Genomic DNA, 24522 nt, shown 5'->3' with positions numbered 1-24522 from the left:
TTTCTCTAACCAACTAAAACCTTTTTTTTTATTCCTTGAAAAACTTAATTGTAAAACTGCTACCATTAGCATCATTTGCAGTCAAAAAGTAAACACCTTTATTCAAATTACTAATTTCAACCGCGGTATTAGCTTCTAAAGTTTCTTTTAATTGTTTTACAATTCTACCATTAATATCATAAACAAATACGTTTGAAACTATTGCATTTATTTTAAAAGTATCTAAAACCGGAACCGGATAAAGACTAATCTTTTCAGTTTTAATTTTAGGAGTTTCTATACCTAAATTAGGACATGTTTCTTCAACTAATGTTCCCGTAGACATATTATAGCAAGTATTTTTGTTCACACCAACAATATCTGCTGTTTGTGGAGTCCCTGTTTTACCATTAAAAATAATATTAGTACTAATGATGTTATTAAAAACATAACTATAATAACCATTTACGTCTGGTCCTGTCATTACATCTCCAGGCCATGTTGAATTGGCTGAATTAGCTAATGGAATAGCATCCCAATGATGAATATTTATAGGTTTTACCCAAGAAGTTGGAGGTAAAAAACGTACTGTAATATTCCCAACTGCCAAAAATGTATAAGTTTGTGAAGCAACTCCTGAAAATAATCCTTCTGAGTCTTCAGCAATCGCTTTTATTGTTGTCGTTGAGCTAACGTTTATAGGAGTTGAATAAACTAGAGAACTAGCGGTAGGTGTTGTACCATCTATAGTATAATAAATCTTAGAGCCTGCTTTATCATCTTTTGCAGTAATTGTAACTGCTTGTGTAGTTCCTGCAACAAATGAACCTCCAACAGGGCTAATTGTAACTGTGGGTGCTACATTTACAACTACTTTTGACCAAACTTTGTAACCCGTACCCGAAGCGTTTTCAATCCAATCTACACCTGAAGGAACTGTAGTTGTGTTACCTAACCTAACAGCTACTTTGCCATCAATTATAGCCAAATATTCTGTTGTTGAAGCTGTCACAATGCTCACAGAGCTCAAAGCATTTATTGAATTTGCTTTTCTAACTGCCATTAAAACATTTATCTCACTTTCATGACTAGTATATGTTCTAGTCACATTATCTTTTGAATAAACTCCTCCATAATAATGTGAGAAAAACACACATGGTATTCCAGGATGAGTCAAAATATATGCATATCCTTTCATTAAATTAACATCAGACATCCAAGCTGTTGTAACAAAAGTATCATGATTATCTACAAATGTAACTGCTAAATCTTTATAACCAGTTTGGCTTGATAATCCAGGAGTACCTGCTAATTTTGTATAGTTACCTGCAACTGCAGTGCTTAAATTATAATACAAAGGAAAATCAAAAGCTGTTGATTTTTTACTTGTCCCATCAACCCATGATTTCACTTTAGTTGCATCACCATCCCAGTACTCTCCAACTGATCCATAAGGAGCAGAAGCAGTATTATAAGCCCCAACATAACTTGCTGAAAAACCTTTTACCATATCCCATCTCCAGCTATCAAATCCAAGTGCTTTTAATTTAGACAAATAATCTTTCACACCATCTTGTACTTGCGAATTAGTATGATCTAAATCTCTTGCTCCATTAAAATCATCTCCTGTATCAGCAGTACCACAAGGTTTTACACCAGTAATCACTCCTGTATTAGCTTCGTCAGTACTTGTTATTGATTTACAGTCCCATGTAGGATTTGTAAAATCAGTCCAATTCGTTGTACCTCCTCTATGATTCACAACGACATCAGCCATTGGATGAATTTTTGGAGAACTATTGTTTAAATTTGTCAATAAAGTTGTCAATTGACTTTCTGATCCGTAAACTGTTTGAGAAAAATCATACAATTCTGTAGGGATATACCCCACTCCTCCAGAAGATTTACTTGGTGGCGGCATCCACAATACAGTAAAACCAGCTGCTGCATAATTACTAGTTCTATTATTCAAATAATTATAGAGCCCTCCCTCTGCTGTTACAGTTGACTGATTATAAACATCCCAGCCGAATGCCTGCATCATTATATCGTCCTTAAATGTTTGGGCCTGGCCAACAAATATTGAAAACAAAATCGAACAAAAGACAAGTGTTTTTTTTAAAAGTAATTTTTTATACATAGTTTTTTTAGTAAGTTAATGATACTTTATATTAGAGTTTAATGTTTACAATTTAGAATCAAAACCCGATGCTTAAAAGTTAATTTTTTAGTAAAACAGCAATTAAAACATCAATAATTCAGAATTTACAACAATAAAAACTTCTAAATTATATAAAATAAAACGAGAACTAAGGAGGTCAAAAAAATATAGAGCTACGATAACGTGATAGTATTAATAACTTTTAAAAATTTAACAAATATCATAGTTGGTTTTTTACAACAAAAAATTTCAAACCAAATTCTACCTTAAATATCTTTCAAATCATAATAATCAAATTCCAAAATAAATAATAGAATAAAGTCAAACATGAAATCAAATCATTTTAACATAAATACTATTCTAGCACCCTTTTTTGTATTTTTGCTCAAAAATAAAACTCTATGAATTTTCTAAAAAAATTTTCTCCTTTTTACAATCTAGCAATTTTCTATATTATTGTTAGTTTCGTTCTGCGAATTGTTTTAATGTTTCATCCGATAACACAAACTTCTTTTATTTTTATAGATAGTTTAAAAATATTTACAATAGGATTCCTTTCTGATTTATTTGTATTTGTAATAGCTACTGGATTTTTATGGTTGTATCTTATTTTTATATCCAACTCAAAGTACTATAAACCTTATGGTTACATTATTTTTGGACTATTAGTAGCGCTTTTACTTTATATAGCTTCTGGAAAAACAATTCTAAATGAATATGGTGGTGCTTTACCAAAAATAGGAATGATTTTCGTTGGCCTTAAAACTATATTATTTGGGTTATTACTTTTTCTACCAAAATACAGAACCAAAATTAGATTTTGGCTATTCACTTTTGTAATTTTTTTATACGTTGTTCTTATCCTTCAAAACGGAATTAGCGAGTACTTTTTTTGGAATGAATTTGGAGTTAAATATAATTTCATAGCTGTAAACTATTTAGTTTACACTAATGAAGTTATCGGGAACATCATGGAATCTTATCCAGTAATTCCTTTGTTTTCGACTTTATTTTTAATCGCTGGAATAGTGACTTATTTTATTATTAAAAGAACTAGAAACTATATTGATGCAATCCCAACTTTTACAGAAAAAATAAAAATATCGGCAATTTATCTTGTCTTATTTGGTATTTCCTTATTAGCCATCCCTTATCTAGCCAAAAAAGAAAACTCTCAAAATGTTTTTACCAATGAATTGCAAGCTAACGGAATGTATCGTTTCTATTTAGCATTCATGAATAGTGAATTGGATTATTTTAAATTTTACAAAACTTTACCAGAAAATGAAGCTTTTGCTTTATTAAGAAAACAAATTCCATCCATTTCTGGTGTATCAACTTTAAGACAAATCAAAAGTGATTCCATTGAAACTCATAAAAATGTAGTTTTAATTACCATAGAAAGTTACAGTGCCGATTTTATGAAAATGTATGGCAACGAGCAAAACATAACTCCATTTCTTGACAATCTTGCTCAACAAAGTTTATTGTTCACCAATTTATATGCCGTAGGAAACAGAACAGTTCGCGGACTTGAAGCAGTAACCTTATGTTTTCCCCCTACTGCTGGTGAGAGTGTTGTAAAAAGAGAAGACAATAAAAAGAAATTTTCTACTGGATCTGTTTTTAAAGAAAGAGATTATAACGTGAAGTTTCTATATGGAGGAGATGCTTTCTTTGACAACATGGAAGATTTTTTTACTGGAAATGGTTATGATATTGTAGATAAAAAATCATTTACTCCCGAAGAAATTACTTTTGCAAATATTTGGGGCGTTTGTGACGAAGATATGGCTAATAAAGCAATAAAAATAATGAATGCAGAGGCTAGAGATGGTAAACCTTTCTTTAACCATTGGATGACTGTCAGTAATCACCGTCCATTTACCTATCCAAATAATAAAATTGATATTCCTGGTGATGCAAAATCTCGCGATGGTGGTGTAAAATATACAGATTATGCCTTGAAGAAATTCTTTGAAATGGCTAGTAAACAACCTTGGTATAAAAACACCGTGTTTGTAATCTTAGCTGACCATTGCGCTTCAAGTGCAGGTAAAACGGAACTTCCTGTGGATAAATACAGAATTCCTGCTATGATTTACAGCCCAGGTTTTATTCAGCCTCAAAAATATACAAATGTAATGTCACAAATTGATATTATGCCAACACTATTTGGATTATTGAATTTCAATTATCAAAGTAAATTTTACGGACAAGATGTTCTGAAACCAGATTACAAACCAAGAGCTTTAATTGCAACCTATCAGGATTTGGGATTAATAAAAGACAATATTTTGACTATTCTTTCTCCAAAACAAACTGTAAAACAGTTTCAATTGACTTTAAAACCAGATCAAAAAACGGCTTCAGATTTTCAAATCTATTATGATCAGGTTCCTTTGAAAACCGAAAGAACAGATCTTGTTAACGATGCTGTATCGTATTACCAAACTGCTTCAGATATACTGAAGAAAAAGAAATACCAAGAATTGAAATAGTAGAACTCAATCCTGAAAATAGAAAAGCCTGTAAAAATTCGTTTTACAGGCTTTTCTATTTTATTTCATTGAAGATTAGAAATCATTTTCGCTTTCTAAACCAAAAAGCTTACCTGCTTTCCAAAGTTTCAAATCCTTTTTCAAATTCTTTTTATTACGATTAGTCATTTCTTTTGAATCTAAGTCTTCTAGATTTGGTTTTCCTGCGTTAACCCATGCAGTATACCAAAAATTAGCAATAGAAACGATTGCTTTTCTCATTTGTTTTTCAACCATTCCGTTCAAAGCCGTATGAAGTTGAGTTACATATTCCTTAGAATAAATCATATCACCATACTTATTTTTAGCCACATTCCCTTTTTCATCCATTTGAAATATTTTATCTTTTGCAAATGATTCGCGTAGTTTTCTATCGATAAGTAAAAGAGGTTCTACCTGACTATGAGAATCTTTTATCATGTCCCAAGTCGCTTTTTCAACATTATCAATGTATTTAGCTTCGCCTGTATAAAAATTATAATCTTTACCAAACATTTCAGGCATACGAGATTCAAACATAGCATGAATTCCTTTTTGATTCGTAAGTTGTCCATCATGATTCGCAGAAGTATGCAAAGGCATATTAGCATCACCAATATAATGCCCCAAATCGGCCGCTAAAAATAAAATTTCAGTCTTTCTTTTATCTTTCATAGCTTTGGTCAACTTGGTCATTATTTCCTGAATGTACCATAATACAAAACCATTATCATTTAAGAACTTCTCAGTATATTTTTTCTTAGCATCTTCGAATGAATGCGGAACAGAATCCAATGACCCAAAATTCTCAACATCCATATAATGACGTGGCCCTTCTGCTTTATCGCGTAAAGTATATTTACGTAAATCTGGAACTGTTGCTTCTTGAGTTATAAAATCAATATGATTATAAAAAAAGGTCTGTATTGGTTTTGGCAATGCCATTACAGCTGCATTATTAATATGCTCGTGGCCAAAAATACCCCAAGACAAACTGACAAAAGCAACACCAATTGCAGAGAAAGTAAGAACTCTTTGTTTTAATTTAAAATTTTTCATTATATTTATTTAATTGAAATACAAAAGTATTTTTTTTAAACATAATTCAAGCATTTTGTGTTTAATTTTATGTTAAGCCAAAGAAAAATAAATTAAAATGTTTAAACATCAAGGCAAAAACAGAACTTCAAAACATAATTTACGCCTTGCCATATTATTATCATTTGTAGCTGGCATTGTAAATGTAACTGGAGTTTTAGCTGTAAAGACTCTAACAACAAACGTTACTGGACATTTTGCCTTTTTTGCAGAAGAAGTTACCAAACACGACTACCAGGAAGCAATTATATTTTTAATTTATACGCTATTTTTTTTAGCAGGTGCTTTCACTTCCAATTTTTTAGCTGAATTGGTTTCTGAGAAAAAACAACACCTTTCCCATTTACCAGCAATAGTCATTGAATTTATTATTTTAATTACTTTAGGATTGTTTGGTAATCAACCAAATTTCTATTTATTCGGAGGAAAATGGATAGCCTTTGGACTTCTTTTTGCTATGGGAATACAAAATGCATTAGTAACCAAAATATCACGATCTACCGTTAGAACGACACACTTAACAGGGCTTTTTACCGATTTGGGAATAGAGCTTTCACAATTATTTTTCTACAAAAAAGAAGAAGAACGAAAAGCTTTAAAAACCAGTATTTATTTGAGACTTTCCATTATCACGTTCTTCTTTCTAGGATGTTTTTGTGGCGGATTTATATATGTCTATTTGGCATTAAAAACTTTATTTATTGCAGCTTCCTTTCTGTTAATTGCTCTTTACTACGATCACATTCTGTTGAACATCATTGCCATTAAACGCAAGAAATTACCATTTTAGAAATATAGAATCGCTAATAAAGTACCAACAGCAATACTCACCCAAAGTATAATGCCTTGTAATAATGGTAATACTCCAACTGATTTTAAAACAGTACTACTCAACCCTGCTCCTATCAAAAATAAAGTAACAGTAAGACCTGCTTTAGCAATAGAAACAAAATGAGGAGCAACAGCTGTTATCGGAGAAAAATAAGTATTACAAACCATTGCCAAAATAAACAATCCAATAAAATAGGGAATCTTCACTTTACTAGCCTTATTTTTAAAAACTACTGAAGTAATCAAAGCGACGGGAATTATCCATAACGCTCTAGCCAATTTTACCGTCGTGGCCACTTGCAAAGCTTCTGCACCGTATTTATTAGCAGCTCCAACAACAGAACTCGTATCGTGAATAGCAATGGCACACCACAAACCAAAATCATTTTGTGACATTTGCAGCCAATGTCCAATAACAGGAAATGCAAACAAAGCAACAGAATTAAGTATAAATATTACTCCCAATGCCACCGAAGTTTGCTTTTCATCCGATTGGATAACTGGGGCAATTGCAGCAATAGCGCTTCCACCACAAATAGCGGTCCCACAAGAGATAAGGTGAGATATTTTCTTTTGAATCTTAAACCATTTTCCCAACAAAGTTCCTAAAGTAATTGTGGCAACAATTGATCCAATCGTAAAAAGAAAACCTTCCTTTCCTGCAGCTACAGCACTATGAACATTCATACCAAAACCCAATCCTACAACAGAAACTTGTAACAATATAGTAGTCGCCCTATGATTTAGATGTAAAAAAGGGTGACCAAAAACATTAGCAACAATCAAACCTAAAAACAAAGCAATTGGTGGCGAAATGACAGGAAACAAACAAAGGATTATTAGTAAAGCAAAAATTATTTGCTGTACGGTTACATCGATTTTGAAAAAATAAGGACTATTGATAGTATTCGATTTCATGGATTTGCTAACTTTTACACTACAAAGGTCGCTTTAAAAGCCAAGCAGTGCCAATCGTTAAAAATAATCCACTATAACTTTAAGTTATAATAACTCGAAATGTTTTTAATAAATAATTCTGAAAGAGACTCAGATTTTCCTTGTAACGTTATAATATAAAAATAACGCTCAATAGTCAAATTATCAACATCAATTATTTGTAATTCTTTATTTTTCAATTCCTTAGAAATTGCATGGATGGACATAAAAGCCACACAATCAGAATTTAACAGATATGATTTTATACTTTCAGTACTTCCCAATTGCATTTCAACCTGTAAATCATCAATTTTAATATGAAAAGGTTTCAAAGCATATTCAATAACTTCAAGTGTTCCTGAACCTTGTTCACGCACAACAAAACGCAAGGATTTAAAATCTGCAGGAGAAACTTCTTTTTTCTTAACTAATGGATGATTCACATTGCAAACCAAAACCAATTCATCTTTAATGAATTGCGTATATTTTATCGATTGATTTTTGGACTGTCCTTCGACAATTCCAATTTCGATTTCTTTATTTAATAATGCATGTTCTATTTGTTCTGTATTTCCGTTGAGCAAACTCACTTTTACAGATTCCAGCTTTTGATGAAAGCGTGCCAATAAAGGCGGAATAATATATTGAGAAATCGTAGTACTGGCTCCGAGTCGCAACAAACCTTTTCTCTCGTTAAGGAACGTACTCATGTCAAAGTCTATTTCTCGATAAATCTCAAAGATGTTTTTGGTATGTTTTAGTAATACCTCTCCAGCATTTGTAAGTGTGATTTTAGAACCGTTTCTTTCAAAGAGTTTAATTTTATATTCTTCTTCGAGTTCCTGAATATGTTTGGAAATAGCGGGCTGTGTAATGAATAATTCGGCAGCAGCTTTAGTAAAACTTAAGCGAGTTGCCACAGTGAAAAATACTTTTAGTCTAAAATCCATAATTTGTATTTTGCTAAAATTAGTAACTACAACATTCCATTATATTTTCGAACAAACCATTCTGTAGATAGAAAAATGGCAATCAAAACCAAAAGCCATTTCCAATCAATTAAAGGAGATTTAGTTACTACATCTTTCTGAACTGGCTTGTATTCCTCATTTTTCAACAATGTTTTGATCAAGACATCAATTTGATCTGGATAAAAAGCTGCCCCTTTTGTTTGCGACGCTAATTGCTTTAATTTTTGAACATCAGGATTAACAAATTGCTTTTCTATATCGAAATCCAAAATCTCAAAATGACCTGAATAGGATGTTTTTGAATTCAATTCTTTAACCGAAAAATTATAGCTTCCAGCAACAAGTCCATCAAGATTTACTTTATAGATATTGTTTCCTTTCAAAAGGTCATAATTTTTAGTTTGCTTCGTTTTGATGTTTGTCACCGCAATAGTTAAACGGGCTTTTTCATCAAAATCATAATTCTTATTGAAATATTGAGACGTAATTTCTATAGTTTCACCTGAATTATAAAAACTTTCATGATTAACAACCAACGACTTTTTAGCATTATTAGAAGCTAAATATTGTATAATTTTATTGATAAAAATATCATATTTTTCAAAAGACTGTGTATCGATATGACTCTGCATATTCCATTTCCAACTATTTTCACCAAATAAATAAGCCGATCTTCTGCCTTGATTTTCTACAAAAGATAATAACGGAGCTTTAGTATCAATATTCCTGATTTTAGCAGAAAGCAATACATTCACTTCGCCATTTGGAGTAATCGTACCAAAGCTATTTTGCAAAGGCGGGAAATTTTCAAAACCAATATTTTCCATCTCAAAAAGATTGAAATGAGTATCAAAATTAGCCTGATAATCTTCGTCCTGACCACTCATTTTGAAAACAAAATTATTCTGTTCTTGATTTAAAAATGAAAAATCAGTACTCGTACCAGTAACAGTAAAAGTATTCAAATTTGCTTTTTTATTAGCTTCAAAAATGGACTTAAACGCAGAAGTTGGCTGATACAAAATCAGTACATTGTAATCCTGTAAAGACTTTACATCATTTGGTTTTAGTAATACGACTTTGTGTTGCAAATTAGATTCTATAGCTCTTTTTAAAACAGCTATATCAGGATGATTGGTTGATGAAACAATAGCAACCGTTGTTTTCTGATCAATAACTTCAACAGCAAAATTCTTGGTATTATTAAATGTGTTTTTTTCGCTTACTTTGGATTCAATTTTAGCTTTATAAACTTGTAAACCTACTTTATTTGCAGGCAGCAGTACATTTACCACAGCCATTCTTTTGGAAGCTGAAAAAGAAACACTTTGCTTGTTCAGCACTTCATTACCCTGACTAATACTAAAATTGGCCGTTATATTTTTATCACCTGAATACTGCAAAAACACTTCAACCGGAAATTTATTCTTTAAAAATGCATATCGGTTTACATTCAGCTGATTGATTTTCAAATCCAATACTTTGGTTGTATCGCCCAAAACTAAAGGATATACTTTATTGTTTTCATTAAAACTATAGACATAATCATTCCCTGAGGTTTGATTACCATCAGTGATTATTACAGTTGGATAAAAAGCATTTTTATAGACGCTTTTTAAGTTTTTGGCAACCAAATCCAAATTAGTCTGAGTTCCCTTAAAACTAAGACTATCCGATTGTCGAAAATCGGTATCAAAAAGATACGATTGCACTTCAAATTTTTCTTGAATAGCACTATTAGAAGTTAATTTTTGTGCCAGCTCAACTGCTTTTTCTTTGGCATTCAAAAAAGAAATAGAGTTAGAATTATCAATCACTATTGGTAATGGTGTCTTTACTATTTCTAGTTTTTTGGTTGTAACAATTGGATTTATCAACAGCACCAATAAAGAAAAAACACTGAGAAAACGCAAAAAAGTCAAAAGCAAATTCACTTTGGATTTGCTTTTGACTTTATACAAATATTGAAAAAATGACAAACCACCCGCTATTATTAAAGAAAGTAGTAGTAATAGAATTGTGTTTGTCGTCATATTTTAATTAAAAAAGATTTCAGATTGCAGATTTTAGATTGCAGATTACTGCTAGCTTAATTCTACCTACTGTTTATTAAGTAAGCATTCCTCCACAAACATTCAATACTTGTCCAGTAATATAAGCACTCATATCTGACGCTAAGAATAAACAAGCATTAGCAACATCTTCAGTAGAACCACCGCGTTTCAAAGGAATACCTTCTCTCCATCCTTTTACAACATCCTCACTTAATTTTGCTGTCATTTCAGTTTCAATAAACCCTGGAGCGATTGCGTTACAACGAATGTTACGTGAACCCAACTCTAAAGCTACCGATTTAGTAAAACCAATAGCACCAGCTTTAGAAGCAGCATAATTCGTTTGACCTGCATTTCCAGAAACACCAACAACAGAACTAATGTTAATAATTGAACCTGAACGTTGTTTTAAAAATGTTTTTTGAATCGCTTTTGTCATATTAAAAACTGATTTCAAATTCACATCGATAACTTGGTCAAAATCAGCCTCAGACATTCTCATTAATAAATTATCTTTGGTGATTCCAGCGTTGTTTATCAAAATATCAACAGTTCCAAATTCAGCCAAAACTGCATCTACAAAAGTTTGTGCTTCATTAAAATCAGCTGCATTGGATTTATATCCTTTCGCTTTAATTCCTAAAGCATTCAATTCGTTTTCTAAAGCCTCTGCAGACTCTACAGATGAACTATAAGTAAAGGCAACATTTGCTCCATTTTTAGCGAAAACTTCAGCAATTCCTTTTCCAATTCCACGACTTGCGCCAGTAATAATGGCTACTTTTCCTTCTAGTAATTTCATATTAAAAATTAGTTTATTTTTTTATTAGGAGCTATTCCTGCTATCCGTTGCAATCTTTTTATTTTTAAAGAAAAAATAAAAAGGATTTTCACTGCTATCAGGGCTAGTTTACAGAGGTCAAATATAATAATAAAATACGGATAGAAAAAAATTACAATTTTACTTTAATTGAGAAGCTACAATCAAAACAATAGCAAGCAAAGCCAATAAAAGCCCCGCAACATTGCGTCTTGTTATTTTTTCTTTGAAAATAAAAATACCAACAAGACTACCCAAAACAATAACTCCCATATTCATTCCAGCAAAAACAGTTGAAGGATTTTCAGCAAATGCCTGATGTGCTTTTAGATAAAATAGAATATTTCCAAAATTACCCCCCCCACTAATCCTCCAAAAATGATACTTTTTAAATCAAATTTAACTTTCTTGAAAAGCAGTTCGTAAACATTGTAAACAGCCATTACAATCAATGAAATAGAAAATAACACCAATAAAGAAGTCGTAAAAGGAACATTTGAATTCAATGCAATTTGCTTAAAAAGAATATCTATTACACCAAAACCAACCAGTACAATCGCAGGATACATCCATTTATTTTCCTTGTTGTCAGTTGGTTTATTTAAAATAAGCAATAGTGCAGGAAGTCCAGCCAAAAGTGCCATTACTTTTAACAAACTAAATTGTTCTTGAAAAAACAGCCAAGCTCCCAAAAGGGAAATAATCAAAGATAAACGCTGAGCAGCATCTGTTTTTACAATTCCCATGTGTTTTATAGAAGCAGCAAGAAAAACAAAAATAACTGGCAACAGAATTCCTAATGAGCCAAAGACAATCCAAGGTGATGAAGCATCCAAAACTGTTACATCTGGGCTAAAAAACAAGTAACACAACGCTAAAGCAAATACATAATTAAAAGCCACAATTTGTGTAGAAGGCACTTGATAATTTCGGGCTATTTTAAAAATAACACCCACAGTTACACTACAAATAACAGATAGAATAAGAAATAACATAGTCCTATATTTTTGTTAGCAAAAATACATTTTTTAAACTCCATCTAGCCATTGAAAATTAATCCCAAATTCTTCCAAATCAAATTTAGCAAACCAAATCAGTTTATTTTCCAGATAAACAACTATAAATCAAAACCAAAAAACACAACCAATAAAAACAATCAGAATTAATTCTAATTATTTTTAATCAACTTTATACTATTTTTAATATTTTTTAAGTTCTATAAAACTAAATTGCACTAAAATAAATTATATATGGATACTATAAAAATACTTTGGGTCGATGATGAAATCGATTTACTTAAACCACATATTTTATTTCTTGAGAAAAAAAACTACAGCGTAACTACTTGTAACAATGGACGCGATGCTATAGATATTTTTGACGAAAATAATTTTGACATTGTTTTTCTTGATGAAAATATGCCTGGAATGAGCGGTTTGGAAACATTATCTGAAATGAAAGAAAAAAAATCTTCCATTCCGATGATTATGATTACCAAAAGTGAAGAAGAGTATATTATGGAAGAAGCAATTGGTTCTAAAATTGCCGATTACCTAATCAAACCAGTAAATCCAAATCAGATTTTATTGAGTTTGAAGAAAAACCTCGACAATTCTAGATTGATTTCTCAAAAAACAACTTTGGATTATCAAAAAGAGTTCCGTAAAATAACTATGGAAATGGCTATGGTGAACTCCTATGAAGATTGGGTAGAATTATATAAAAAGCTTATTTTCTGGGAATTAGAACTTGAAAATATTGATGACCAAGGAATGATCGAAATTCTGGAATCTCAAAAAGTGGAAGCAAATTCTCAATTTGGAAAATTTATTGAACGTAATTATGAAGATTGGTTTGCACCAAAGGCAGATAAGCCAATACAATCTCATAACTTATTCAAAGAATTAGTAGTTCCTGAGATTCAGAAGAAAGACAAACCAGTACTTTTTGTTGTGATTGACAATTTGCGTTACGACCAATGGAAAGCTTTTGAAAGTGTAGTAGGTAATTATTATAAACTCGAAAAAGAAGTTCCTTATTTTTCTATACTTCCTACAGCTACACAATATGCAAGAAATGCCATTTTCTCAGGGTTAACACCACTTGAAATGGAGAAACAATTTCCTCAATATTGGAAAAATGACCCGGAAGAAGGCGGTAAAAACTTATACGAAGCCGAATTTCTAACTGCTCAAATAAAACGTCTAAGACTCGATTTAAAAGAAGATTATTTTAAAATCACCAATTTAGCGGGAGGGAAAAAACTAGCAGAGAGTTTTAAATCATTAAAAGACAATGATCTTGTTACTGTGGTTTATAACTTTGTTGATATGCTTTCGCATGCCAAAACCGAAATGGATGTGGTAAAAGAATTAGCTTCAGATGATAAAGCATATCGTTCCCTAACTTTGAGTTGGTTTAAAAACTCTCCTTTATTGGAAATCATTCAACAAGCTCAAAAATTAGGATTCAAATTGATATTAACAACCGATCACGGTACTATTAATGTCAAAAATCCATCAAAAGTAGTAGGTGATAAAAATACTAGTTTGAATTTGCGTTACAAAACTGGTCGTAGTTTAACTTATGAGCAAAAAGATGTATATGCAGTTAAAGAGCCAAAACTAATAGGCTTACCTGCCATAAACATGAGCAGTTCGTATATTTTTGCTAAAAATGATTTATTTTTGGCTTATGTAAACAACTACAACCATTATGTGAGTTATTACAAAAACACCTATCAGCATGGTGGAATTTCATTGGAGGAAATGATTATTCCTTTCCTTGTTTTCAATCCGAAATAGCCTGATTTTATTTTAATTAGACAATAGAAATATTTAAAAATGACTATTACATTTACTATTGCGCAACTTTCAACAGTTGCGCAACAAATTTTAGACCAAAACCCAAATAATGTAATCCTTTTTAATGGAGAAATGGGTGTTGGAAAAACTACTTTAATCAAACAGCTTTGTAAAACATTGGGGGTAAATGATGCGACTAGCAGTCCAACATTTTCGTTAGTTAATGAGTACCAAACAACCAATAATCAAACTGTATATCACTTTGATTTTTACAGATTAAACAAAGAAACTGAAGCGCTAGATATGGGTGTAGACGACTATTTATACTCAGGAAACTGGTGTTTTATAGAATGGTCTGAAAAAATCGAAAATCTGATTCCCGAACAGCATACTGTTATTACAATACAATTATTGCCAACTGGCGAGCGTTTATTAGAATTAAAATAATTCGGATTATGAGTATAGAAGCAAATAAAGTAATCATTATCCCTTTTTCAACGGAATACAAAGAAGCTATTAAAATATTAAATTTAGAATGGCTTCAAAAATATTTTAAAGTTGAACCCAAAGATAAAAAGGTATTATCCGACCCTCAGGGAGAAATATTAGACAAAGGAGGAATGATTTTTTATGCTCAATACAACAATCAAATTGTTGGCACAGTATCCTTGATAAAGATTAACGAAACTACATTTGAATTAACCAAAATGGCAGTATCTGATAAAAATCAAGGATTAGGAATTGGTAAAAAACTGATGGAACATTGTTTAGATAAAGCTAAACAAAATGAAATTCAAAAATTAATTCTTTATTCCAATCGAAAATTAAGACCCGCATTAGCTTTATATGCCAATTTTGGTTTCAAAGAAATCCCTCTTGAAGAAGGCATTTATGAAAGAGCCGATATTAAAATGGAAAAAGTATTATCCTAATAGGACATTGTAAAACATTATTCTTTGAATCTTTTTTGTAAATTGTACCACTAATTACAACATATCAATGTCATTAAGCCCATTCACAAAAGAACAATTACTACCTCAGGAAGAAAAACTAGAAATCGCTAGACATAAAAGCCAACTTTTTATAGGAATTCCAAAAGAGAATAGTTATCAAGAACGACGCATTTGCTTAACACCAGATGCTGTGAATTCACTTACCTATCAAGGACATCGAGTAATGATTGAGGCAGGAGCTGGAATAAGCTCTAGTTACAGTGATAAAGAATATAGTGATGCTGGTGCAGAAATTTGTCAAGATACCAAAAAAGTTTTTGGGTGTCCGATGATTTTAAAAGTCGAACCACCTACAATTGCCGAAATTGAAATGATGAATACAAAAGCCATTTTAATCTCCGCCATTCAACTAAAGACTAGAAAAAAAGGATATTTTGAAGCTTTATCCCGAAAAAAAATAACTTCCCTTGCTTTTGAATATTTAAAAGATGAAGACGGCTCCTACCCTGCTGTACGCTCGTTGAGTGAAATTGCTGGAACTGCATCTATTTTAATCGCCGCCGAATTAATGATTACCAATGAATTTGGAAAAGGGCTTTTATTTGGAAATATCACAGGAGTTGCACCTACAGAAGTAGTTATTCTTGGCGCAGGAACCGCTGGAGAATTTGCTGCAAAAACAGCCATTGGCCTTGGAGCTAGTGTAAAAGTTTTTGATAATTCGATAACTAAACTACGACGATTACAAAATAACCTAAGCCAACGTATTTTCACTTCAACCATACAACAAAAATCATTACTTAAAGCACTTAGACGTTGCGACGTTGCGATTGGCGCTATGAGAGGAAAAGAACGTTGTCCAGTTGTTGTAAGTGAGACAATGGTCGAACATATGAAAAAAGGCGCAGTAATAGTTGATATCAGTATTGATACAGGTGGCTGTTTTGAAACCTCTGAAGTGACCACCCACGAAAAACCAACTTTTATAAAGAGTAATGTACTACACTATTGTGTCCCAAATATCCCTTCCCGATATTCAAAAACAGCTTCTCTTTCTATAAGCAATATTATCACTCCTTATTTATTACAAATTGCAGAAGATGGTGGTATCGAAAGTGCTATTCGTTGTAATTCAGGATTAAAAAACGGTGTTTATTTGTATCATGGTATCCTAACTAATAAAGCCATTGGTGATTGGTTTGATTTACCAGATAACGACATTAATTTAATTGTTTTTTAACTAAACTTTCCCATACCTTTGCCGAAAAATTAAAATATGAATTTTATACAACGTTTTGCCTACTATTTAATAGGTCTAATAATGGGAGGATTTATTGTAGCCGCTATATTTAGCGGAAAAGATACCCGTTGTAACTATTTTCCAAATGCGAGAGTTTTGAATGATTTAAGTACAAAACCATTCTTCTATTCTGATAAAGCAGCACTTATATTATCACAAAAATGGGTTGACACCACAGATATTAAGAATACGCTAAAACTTGGAGACGTTGATTTTGATCAAAGTAATATTCCTTTCAAAAAAGGAAAACTATACATAATTGATGGTAAGACAAAGAAGAATCAGCAAATCACTATTAAAGTAATCAATTACGATAACAAAGCTGTTCTTGAAGACATTATCAAAAAATAACATATTAAAACTCTTCCAAACGAAGAGTTTTTTTTTTGACCTAAAAAAAACCATAACTCAAATAAATGAATTATGGCTTAACTATAATCGTATTATAACGATTTGGCTTAAATTATCTTTGTTCTAAATAAGCTAAGACATTTTTCTCTATACGTTCGTTAATATTTGAAATATCAGCTTTCACAAACTTTTCACCCAAAATATTTTCATATAATTCGATATATCTATCCGAAACTGTTTCAATATATTCCTCTGTCATATCAGGAATTTGCTGTCCATCTAGACCTTGAAACCCATTTTGAATCAACCAACGTCTAACAAACTCTTTCGATAATTGTTTTTGCTCTTCATCGTTGTCTTGTCTTTCTTGATAACCTTCAGAATAGAAATAACGAGAAGAATCTGGAGTATGAATTTCATCAATCAATACAATCACACCGTCTTTAGTTTTACCAAATTCATATTTAGTATCAACTAAAATCAAACCACGGCTAGCAGCAATTTCAGTTCCTCTTTGAAATAAAGCACGAGTATATTTTTCTAAAACTAAATAATCTTCTTCGGTAACAATTCCTTTTGATAGAATATCTTCACGAGAAATATCTTCGTCATGAGAACCATTGTCTGCTTTGGTAGTTGGCGTTATAATTGGTTCTGGAAATTTGTCATTTTCTTTCAAACCTTCAGGCATTGTTACACCGCAAATTTGTCTTTTTCCTGCTGCATATTCACGAGCAGCATGACCTGAAACATAACCACGTATTACCATTTCTACTTTAAAAGGATCACATAAATGTCCTATAGCAACACTAGGATCTGGAGTAGCAATTAACCAATTTGGAACAATATCTTGTGTTAGTTCCATGAATTTTGTCGCAATTTGATTCAAAATTTGACCTTTATACGGAATTCCTTTTGGCAAAACCACGTCAAATGCAGAAAGCCTATCAGTAGCTATCATTACAAGTAAATCATCATTTATATTATAAACTTCTCTTACTTTTCCTCTATAAACAGATTTTTGATTCGGAAAATTAAAATTGGTAGTAGTTATTGTATTGCTCATTAGTGTTGTGTTGTTATTTTTATGAATGCAAATTTAAAACTATTTCACATAGTTACATAATGAATCCTGAAAATAGATACCTCAATAAATGGATAAATTTATTTTTCAAAAAAAAATATTTGAAGAATAAGACTTCAAAGATTTAATTTAGGGTTTCAAAAAAACTATTTAAAATTTAAAATTCCTTTTCCATGGTCTTTAATTGCTTCATCAAGTTGAGTTAGTGTTGTACTAGAAAGTTTTTTTATTTTTACTAAAGGTACTATCAAAATTTGTCCTTGATTTTTATCCGGTGCAACTGGTAAAAAAACAACAGCATTACCATCTGCACTTTCTTCAATTAAATAAGCTGGTTGCCAAAATTGATCTTTTTCGAGCAAAATAGGTAAATTGGTATTTGGCTTTTTAACTTTTGTATTTAATTTTTCTTCCGCTATTTTTTTATTCTTTTCATATCCTGGTAAAAAAATCATTAATTTATCATCTATCCAACTGGTAAATGACTTTAAAAAAGTTAATCTCATTAAATAACCACTAAAATAAAGTAACAGTAATAAAATTACTCCTCCTAGAATATCTGTTGCTATTTTTCCAAAAATCTCATCTAACCTAAGAAAATGAGCAAACTTCTCTCCATATTTTTGAAAAAATCCCCAAACCTTTTGAAGAATTATAAAAAAAACTACTAAGGGTAATAATAAAAGTGCCCCAGAAACACAATTTCTTTCAACTTGCTTTAAAAAGTTTTCCATTATTTACACGAATTAAAATTAGCATCATAAATATATAATAATTTACGCATAAAATAATACTATTTTAAATTCAAATTCCTAAAAATGAGATAATTAATAAATCATTGGCTTATTTTTTTTGAAACATTATTCAAGTTAAAAAACAGTCACTTTTAATTTTTAAGAAGTGTGCTATTAAACAAATTTAATATTCTACTATATTCATCAATCCAAGAATATGTTTCTTTAAACCCATGAGATTCTACTGGATAGGAAGAAAGGCTCCAATTTTTCTTTTCTAATTCAATAAAACGTTGTGACAAACGAACAATATCTTTGTATTCTACATTGTCGTCGACCATTCCGTGTAGCATCAACAAATTTCCTTCTAAATTTTCTGCAAAATAGATTGGAGAACTCTTTTTATAGGCAATTGGGTCTGTTTCTGGAAAATTAAGAATATTAGATGTATATCCGTGGTTGTAATGCGCCCAATCTGTAACAGATCGCAAAGCTGCTCCCGAAGCAAATTCTTTAGGTGTTGTCAGCATAGCCATCAAAGTAATAAAGCCACCGTATGACCCCCCATAAATTCCAACTTTACTAGCGTCTACACCTAAATTTTTGACAAGATAATTTTTTCCATCTATTTGATCCGTCAAATCCTTACCGCCCATAAAGCGATATATTCCAGTTCTAAAATCTCTACCATAACCGTCACTTCCTCTATAATCAATATCTAATACGGTATAACCTAAATCGGTCAACAAATTATGAAACATATATTCTCGGTGATAATTACTCCAATAATTATGTGCATTTTGAAGATAACCCGCACCATGTACAAAAATAATTGCCGCCTTATTACTCTTTTCTAATTCTGGTTTATACAATCTGGCATGGACTGATGTTCCGTCTTGAGCCTGAAATGTAATCACGTCTGGAGTACGCCAATTGTATTTTTTAAATGCTTCTGTTGTCGAAAAAGTTATTTGATGAAGTTCTGTATTCTTTTTATTTTCGGCATAATACAATTCCCAAGGTTTATTTTTAAAAGAGTAACGAACCAACAAAGTACTTTCATCGGGAGACAAACTTACTTCATGAGCACCATCTTTTGTTAAAACTGGCTGTAAAACACCATCACTAATTGATAATTTATAAAAATTTCTATTACCTGGATGAGTTGTATTTGTTGTTAAATAAAACGTTTTCTTATCTTTTGATAGAATTACATCTCGCACTTCCCAATTACCTTTCGTTAGCTGTGTTTTCTTTTTACTTTTAATATTATAAATGTACAAATGAGAATCCCCTGTCTCTTCTGATTGAAAATAAATAGTTTCATTATCTGCCAGAAAACCAATTACACCCGAATCAAAAGCATATGAAGGAATACCAGGGCCACCAATCCATGCCTCATCATGTTGATGTTCTATTTCTTCGAAAGTGTTTTTTTCTAAATTAAGATTCACTAACCATCTGTCTTTATTATCTTGACTTCTGATTTCTGCAACAGCAAAAGTTCCGTCCTGATTATAGATCGGTTCTTGAACCACTATTAATTTATCTGTTTTTTTATTACTCTTTAAATTTTCATACAAACTATAATATTTAGGCACATCTTGAATATGACTTAATGACGAAAAATTCATATAATAAACAGAATCCTTAGCAACAGAATAAATTGCAAATTTTGTAGCTACTAAATTATTTATAGATACTTTTTCTTTAGTATCTGGAGTTGCGTTATAACCATCTTTTGTTATAAAAGTCTCCATTTTTTCAGACTTAACATCAACTTTATCAATTAGCCTAAACGTTACGAAGTTTCCTTGTGGATTTACATTTAAATTTTCAAAGATGCTTTTGTCGTAGAAAAAGGGCTTAGGAAAATCAGACTTATTCTCTTTTATTTTTGCAGTATTCCATTTCTTTTTCGTCTCTTGGTCACGAATAAATTGAAATAATTCTTTTTGTTGGCTCTTTAAAAAAGATTCTTTTTCTATTTCCTTTTCAGATTCTTTGCCTTCTTTAAAATTAGTAAGTTGCAGTATTGATCCTTCTTTAGTATTATATTTTAATAGATTCCCATTTTGTTCAAAAAAAAGTACCCCATTCTCAAAAGCCAATTTCAAATTTGAAATCGGACTAGTTTGCTGTAAAAGTTTTTTTGATATTTTATATTTAAACGAATATGAATATAAAGCTCCATTTTGAATATAATATCCTAAATCTGAACCTAGGTTTCTTTTTAAATCTATTTTTGAAAAGGCTGCTTCTTTTGCTGAAGCTAATTGCGGAACTGGCATTCCTTTTTCCCAATAATAGATGCTCTTATCAATATCATTATTTGGGTTCCATTCAAAATAGATTTTTTTTCCATCTATCGACCAATGTCCATTCGTAGGCTGTACTCCTACAAACGATTCACCCTTCATGATTTCTTCCAATTTTAAACTCTGACTTTGGCTAACAATTCCATAAACCAAGCAAATCAAAACAACTATTTTTTTGAACATTTTTCACTATTTTAGTCCTGCGAAAATACAGAAAAAAAACAGTATTAGTTGCTACTTTTTTTTGAATTAAAAACAAATACATACGAATAATTCATTGATACTATTAGATTTCGATTAAATCAAAAATACAAACTCCTTATTCCTTCTTTTTTTTGTTTTATACTCAAGTCATTAGATTTCACTCGCCAACTCTAATTTCCTCAATAAATATTTGGCGACCCCATCTTCATTATTCGTTGAAATTACTTCCAAATGAGGTAACTTGCTTTTTAAATTCTCTGGTGCATTCCCCATAATTAATCCGAGTCCAGCTGCTTCCAGCATTTTTTCGTCATTAAAACCATCTCCAAATGTGATCGTTTCTTCAAAAGAATACCCCTCTTTTTCTAATATTTTGGAGATTGCTACACTTTTATCTACAGACTTATCCATAAACTCTAAACAAATAGGCAAACTAAAAGCATGACTAAACGTATCTGGATAATCTTCAAGTATTCTCTCTTTTAAATCTACCAATTTTTGATGATTATCATGAGTAAAAAATATTTTGATAGCATTGAAATCATCCAGCTTAGCAAAATCAACAACTTGAGGAGGATACGTTAAATCTTTCTGAAAAGCATTAAGCTTATTATTCGTTTTTGAAGTTTGCCAAACCGTTTCTCTAAATAAAACTGTGGTAATCTCTGGATCAATATCTAATGACAAAACAGATTTTACAGAATCTCCATTCATATTAAGAGAATACAAAAGTTCTTTTTGTGGAGAATGAATTCGAGCCCCGTTTGAAGTTACTAAATAAACAGGAAAATCGAGACTATTAATAATTGTCATAGCATCCAAGTGATGACGACCGGTTGCAACAATAATTAAATAATTTTGTTTGTGAAGTTCTTGAAAAACAGATTTTGTATAGGGTGATATAGTGTGATCTGAGTTGAGTAATGTTCCATCTAAATCGCTTATTACTACTTTAATTTTTTGTTTCGACATTTTATAATTTCAATTTCATTTTAAACACTGCAAATTTATTGCTTTACAATAACATACCCAAAAAGTAAGCTTCACATGAGAAGTATTTAACTTAATTATATAAATATATTAACTTTAACCCGTTGGGTGCAATTAAATTATTTGATTTTTAATATTATTTATTGGTCTGTCAAATATAAATTTATTGACATATTGTATTAATGTTAATGATGCTATTTTTGCCAATATTCTAGTTTTAAATCCTTCAAAAGTTTTTGCATAATTTCTTCTGATTAAAAATTGGTCGCATAATTGAGAAAATAATGTTTCGATTCTTTTTCTTGATTTTCTAAAAATATACGGTTGTGGTTTATAATTTTTTTGATTAATTCGTTTTGGTGTTTCCAATTTGATATTTACTGTTTGAAATAAATCCAATTGAATCGTTTCTGACAGATATCCTCTATCCCCAAGAATCACACAATCAGACATTTGTTGTTTTATGTTTTTTAAAAAATTTACATCATGAACTTCTGCTTTTGTAATATCTAATGAATGAAAAACTCCAGTAATTGAACAAACTCCATGAAGTTTATAACCATAAAACCAGCTGTTTTGAGAAGCACAAAATCCTTTTGTAGGTGCAGTTTCAAATTCATTTTTACAGATTTTGATTCGGTTATGACGAGAAAATTTACAGATTTCTAATGGCATGCTATCCACAATAAAATAATCTTCAAAATCAAGAAAATAAGATGCTAGTTTAATTCTAATTTCTTCAGAAAATAAAAACAATTTCCTCCTTCTTTTATTGAATTGACTTCGTTCTATTAGATTTGGAATTTCATTAGAATTTAGCTGTTTGAAAAGTGAATTTTCGCTGTCAATTGACATAAATTCAGCGGTTAAACTCAATGCAACAACTTCTAAATCAGACATTTTATCTTTTCTTCCGATACCTGATTTGAATTCTAATTCACAATTCAACGAACTTATAACTTCTAAAACTCTTAGATAATTTTTTACTATATTTGACATAGATATTGTATCGTTTAGCGACATCAAGATACTGAATTTCAGTATCTTGAACAATATCTAATCCCTATTTTTTACTTCAAATAATTACACCCAACGGGTTAACTTTAATCATTTAATCCTTTTATAAACAACTTTCCCTTTTTTTTGCGTGAGGGATTACTCCACTATGTATTTATTTTCATCTGAGTTCAGTGAACTTCGTTTGAAATGGAGCGATTTTTCTTCGCTAAATATGAAAAAAGCAGGAATGTAAAACCCGACCCGCAGTTTTACGAAGGGCCACGCCCAAAATCAAAACAGTAGTTAATTACAAATGAAAAAGGAGAAACTTAACAATTAAGCCTCTCCTTTTCTAATTTTAAATTATTAAGTCTTTCAATTTAATAGTCATTATTTTCAATTTGTTTGTAAGCATCTATCACTTTTTTCACCAATCTATGACGAACTATATCCTTATCATCAAGATAAATAATACCAATTCCATCTACATCTTTTAAAACCAATAAAGCTTCTTTAAGTCCTGAGATTGTTCTTCGAGGTAAATCTACTTGACCAGGGTCACCAGTAATCATAAATTTAGCACTTTTACCCATACGTGTCAAAAACATTTTCATCTGCGAATGCGTTGTATTTTGAGCTTCATCCAAAATTACAAAGGCATGATCCAAAGTTCTTCCTCGCATAAAAGCCAAAGGTGCAATTTGAATGATTCCTTTCAAAATATAATCTTCAAGCTTTTCGTTAGGCAACATGTCCCGCAATGCATCGTATAATGGCTGCATATATGGATCTAGTTTTTCTTTCATATCACCAGGAAGAAATCCAAGATTTTCTCCTGCTTCTACAGCAGGTCTAGTCAAAATAATACGCTTGACTTGTTTTTCTTTCAGTGCTTTTACAGCCATGGCTACACCTGTATAGGTTTTTCCAGTTCCTGCAGGACCAACAGCAAAGACCATATCATTTTTCTCCATTGTATCAACCAGCAATTGCTGATTTGGAGTCATGGCTTTAATAATTTTACCACCTACACCATGAACTAAAATTTTGTCGTGACCAAATACTCGGGTTTCCTCTTGAGAATCACTTTGAATCACTCTCTCAATTACATTATCATCGATAGTGTTATATCTCGTAAAATGCAACATTAAACGCTGAAAACGCATTTCAAATTCATCTAAAACGTCTTTATCTCCAAATGCTTTTAGAGTAGTTCCTCTGGCGACAATTTTTAGTTTTGGATAATATTTCTTAATTGACTCTAAATGTGAGTCGTGTGTGCCCCAGAAATCTTTGGGAGCAATGTCGATGAGCTCTATGATTCTTTCGTTCAAAATAAGAAGTTTTTAAGTTAATTAATTGAGATTAAACTAATTCAATCTTTACGCTGCAATTATTAAATTACAGTTTTTAATT

20 protein-coding genes are annotated in these 24522 nt (G+C 31.1%); 7 read left to right on the top strand and 13 right to left on the bottom strand.

What is annotated here, in order from left to right; all coding sequences use genetic code 11:
* Nucleotides 1–28: 28 nt before the first annotated feature.
* Nucleotides 29–2023 (bottom strand): chitobiase/beta-hexosaminidase C-terminal domain-containing protein, encoded by a 1995-nt coding sequence (locus CLU82_RS18425; protein WP_198520241.1) that lies wholly within the window; start codon nucleotides 2021–2023, stop codon nucleotides 29–31.
* Nucleotides 2024–2541: 518 nt separating this feature from the next.
* Between CLU82_RS18425 and CLU82_RS18420 the strand changes: the two genes are divergently transcribed.
* Nucleotides 2542–4641: an LTA synthase family protein gene (locus CLU82_RS18420; RefSeq protein ID WP_100844477.1), complete on the top strand. Its 2100-nt coding sequence runs from the start codon at nucleotides 2542–2544 to the stop codon at nucleotides 4639–4641.
* A 75-nt stretch (nucleotides 4642–4716) separates the two neighbouring features.
* Here the strand turns inward: CLU82_RS18420 and CLU82_RS18415 are convergent, their stop codons facing one another.
* On the bottom strand, nucleotides 4717–5718 hold the full coding sequence (locus CLU82_RS18415) for a zinc dependent phospholipase C family protein (RefSeq protein ID WP_100844476.1): 1002 nt from the start codon (nucleotides 5716–5718) through the stop codon (nucleotides 4717–4719).
* A 97-nt stretch (nucleotides 5719–5815) separates the two neighbouring features.
* Here CLU82_RS18415 and CLU82_RS18410 point away from each other — a divergent pair, with 97 nt between their 5' ends.
* Entirely contained in the window at nucleotides 5816–6547 is a 732-nt protein-coding gene (locus CLU82_RS18410; protein ID WP_100844475.1) for a YoaK family protein, read from the top strand.
* Here the strand turns inward: CLU82_RS18410 and CLU82_RS18405 are convergent.
* From CLU82_RS18405 to CLU82_RS18385, 5 genes are all read right to left on the bottom strand, one after another.
* On the bottom strand, nucleotides 6544–7506 hold the full coding sequence (locus CLU82_RS18405; RefSeq protein WP_100844474.1) for a YeiH family protein: 963 nt from the start codon (nucleotides 7504–7506) through the stop codon (nucleotides 6544–6546). The genes CLU82_RS18410 and CLU82_RS18405 overlap by 4 nt on opposite strands.
* Before the next feature lie 71 nt (nucleotides 7507–7577).
* The gene (locus CLU82_RS18400) at nucleotides 7578–8474 is read right to left on the bottom strand and encodes a LysR family transcriptional regulator (RefSeq protein WP_100844473.1); all 897 of its coding nucleotides are present in this window, start codon (nucleotides 8472–8474) and stop codon (nucleotides 7578–7580) included.
* 26 nt (nucleotides 8475–8500) lie between these two features.
* Entirely contained in the window at nucleotides 8501–10528 is a 2028-nt protein-coding gene (locus tag CLU82_RS18395) for a hypothetical protein (protein ID WP_100844472.1), read from the bottom strand.
* Between the two features lie 76 nt (nucleotides 10529–10604).
* Entirely contained in the window at nucleotides 10605–11351 is a 747-nt protein-coding gene (gene fabG, locus CLU82_RS18390) for a 3-oxoacyl-[acyl-carrier-protein] reductase (RefSeq protein ID WP_100844471.1), read from the bottom strand.
* 344 nt (nucleotides 11352–11695) lie between these two features.
* Nucleotides 11696–12364: an EamA family transporter gene (locus CLU82_RS18385; protein WP_369829039.1), complete on the bottom strand. Its 669-nt coding sequence runs from the start codon at nucleotides 12362–12364 to the stop codon at nucleotides 11696–11698.
* A 255-nt stretch (nucleotides 12365–12619) separates the two neighbouring features.
* Between CLU82_RS18385 and CLU82_RS18380 the strand changes: the two genes are divergently transcribed.
* From CLU82_RS18380 to CLU82_RS18360, 5 genes are all read left to right on the top strand, one after another.
* Nucleotides 12620–14173, top strand: a complete 1554-nt coding sequence (locus CLU82_RS18380; RefSeq protein WP_100844470.1) for a bifunctional response regulator/alkaline phosphatase family protein — start codon at nucleotides 12620–12622, stop codon at nucleotides 14171–14173.
* 39 nt (nucleotides 14174–14212) lie between these two features.
* Nucleotides 14213–14620, top strand: a complete 408-nt coding sequence (gene tsaE / locus CLU82_RS18375) for a tRNA (adenosine(37)-N6)-threonylcarbamoyltransferase complex ATPase subunit type 1 TsaE (protein ID WP_100844469.1) — start codon at nucleotides 14213–14215, stop codon at nucleotides 14618–14620.
* An 8-nt stretch (nucleotides 14621–14628) separates the two neighbouring features.
* Entirely contained in the window at nucleotides 14629–15105 is a 477-nt protein-coding gene (locus CLU82_RS18370; protein ID WP_100844468.1) for a GNAT family N-acetyltransferase, read from the top strand.
* Between the two features lie 61 nt (nucleotides 15106–15166).
* A complete protein-coding gene (locus CLU82_RS18365; protein WP_198520279.1) occupies nucleotides 15167–16366 on the top strand; it encodes an alanine dehydrogenase in 1200 nt (399 codons plus the stop codon).
* A 36-nt stretch (nucleotides 16367–16402) separates the two neighbouring features.
* Nucleotides 16403–16777, top strand: coding sequence for a DUF4258 domain-containing protein (locus CLU82_RS18360; protein ID WP_100844466.1), 375 nt, complete (start codon nucleotides 16403–16405; stop codon nucleotides 16775–16777).
* 112 nt (nucleotides 16778–16889) lie between these two features.
* On the opposite strand, the gene CLU82_RS18355 is transcribed toward CLU82_RS18360, so the two are convergent.
* From CLU82_RS18355 to CLU82_RS18330, 6 genes are all read right to left on the bottom strand, one after another.
* Nucleotides 16890–17843 carry a phosphoribosylaminoimidazolesuccinocarboxamide synthase gene (locus tag CLU82_RS18355; RefSeq protein WP_100844465.1) on the bottom strand — a complete coding sequence of 318 codons (954 nt, stop codon included), beginning with the start codon at nucleotides 17841–17843 and terminating at the stop codon, nucleotides 16890–16892.
* Between the two features lie 164 nt (nucleotides 17844–18007).
* Nucleotides 18008–18595, bottom strand: coding sequence for a hypothetical protein (locus tag CLU82_RS18350; protein ID WP_100844464.1), 588 nt, complete (start codon nucleotides 18593–18595; stop codon nucleotides 18008–18010).
* A gap of 152 nt (nucleotides 18596–18747) precedes the next feature.
* Nucleotides 18748–21096: a prolyl oligopeptidase family serine peptidase gene (locus tag CLU82_RS18345; protein WP_100844463.1), complete on the bottom strand. Its 2349-nt coding sequence runs from the start codon at nucleotides 21094–21096 to the stop codon at nucleotides 18748–18750.
* Nucleotides 21097–21267: 171 nt separating this feature from the next.
* Nucleotides 21268–22089, bottom strand: coding sequence for a Cof-type HAD-IIB family hydrolase (locus tag CLU82_RS18340; RefSeq protein ID WP_100844462.1), 822 nt, complete (start codon nucleotides 22087–22089; stop codon nucleotides 21268–21270).
* A 132-nt stretch (nucleotides 22090–22221) separates the two neighbouring features.
* Nucleotides 22222–23055, bottom strand: coding sequence for an IS982 family transposase (locus CLU82_RS18335; RefSeq protein ID WP_198520270.1), 834 nt, complete (start codon nucleotides 23053–23055; stop codon nucleotides 22222–22224).
* A gap of 431 nt (nucleotides 23056–23486) precedes the next feature.
* Nucleotides 23487–24440: a PhoH family protein gene (locus tag CLU82_RS18330; protein WP_100844461.1), complete on the bottom strand. Its 954-nt coding sequence runs from the start codon at nucleotides 24438–24440 to the stop codon at nucleotides 23487–23489.
* Nucleotides 24441–24522 lie beyond the last annotated feature (82 nt).

Source organism: Flavobacterium sp. 5 (genome assembly GCF_002813295.1).
Taxonomy (GTDB): domain Bacteria; phylum Bacteroidota; class Bacteroidia; order Flavobacteriales; family Flavobacteriaceae; genus Flavobacterium.
This window is presented reverse-complemented; position numbering and strand designations above follow the sequence as displayed.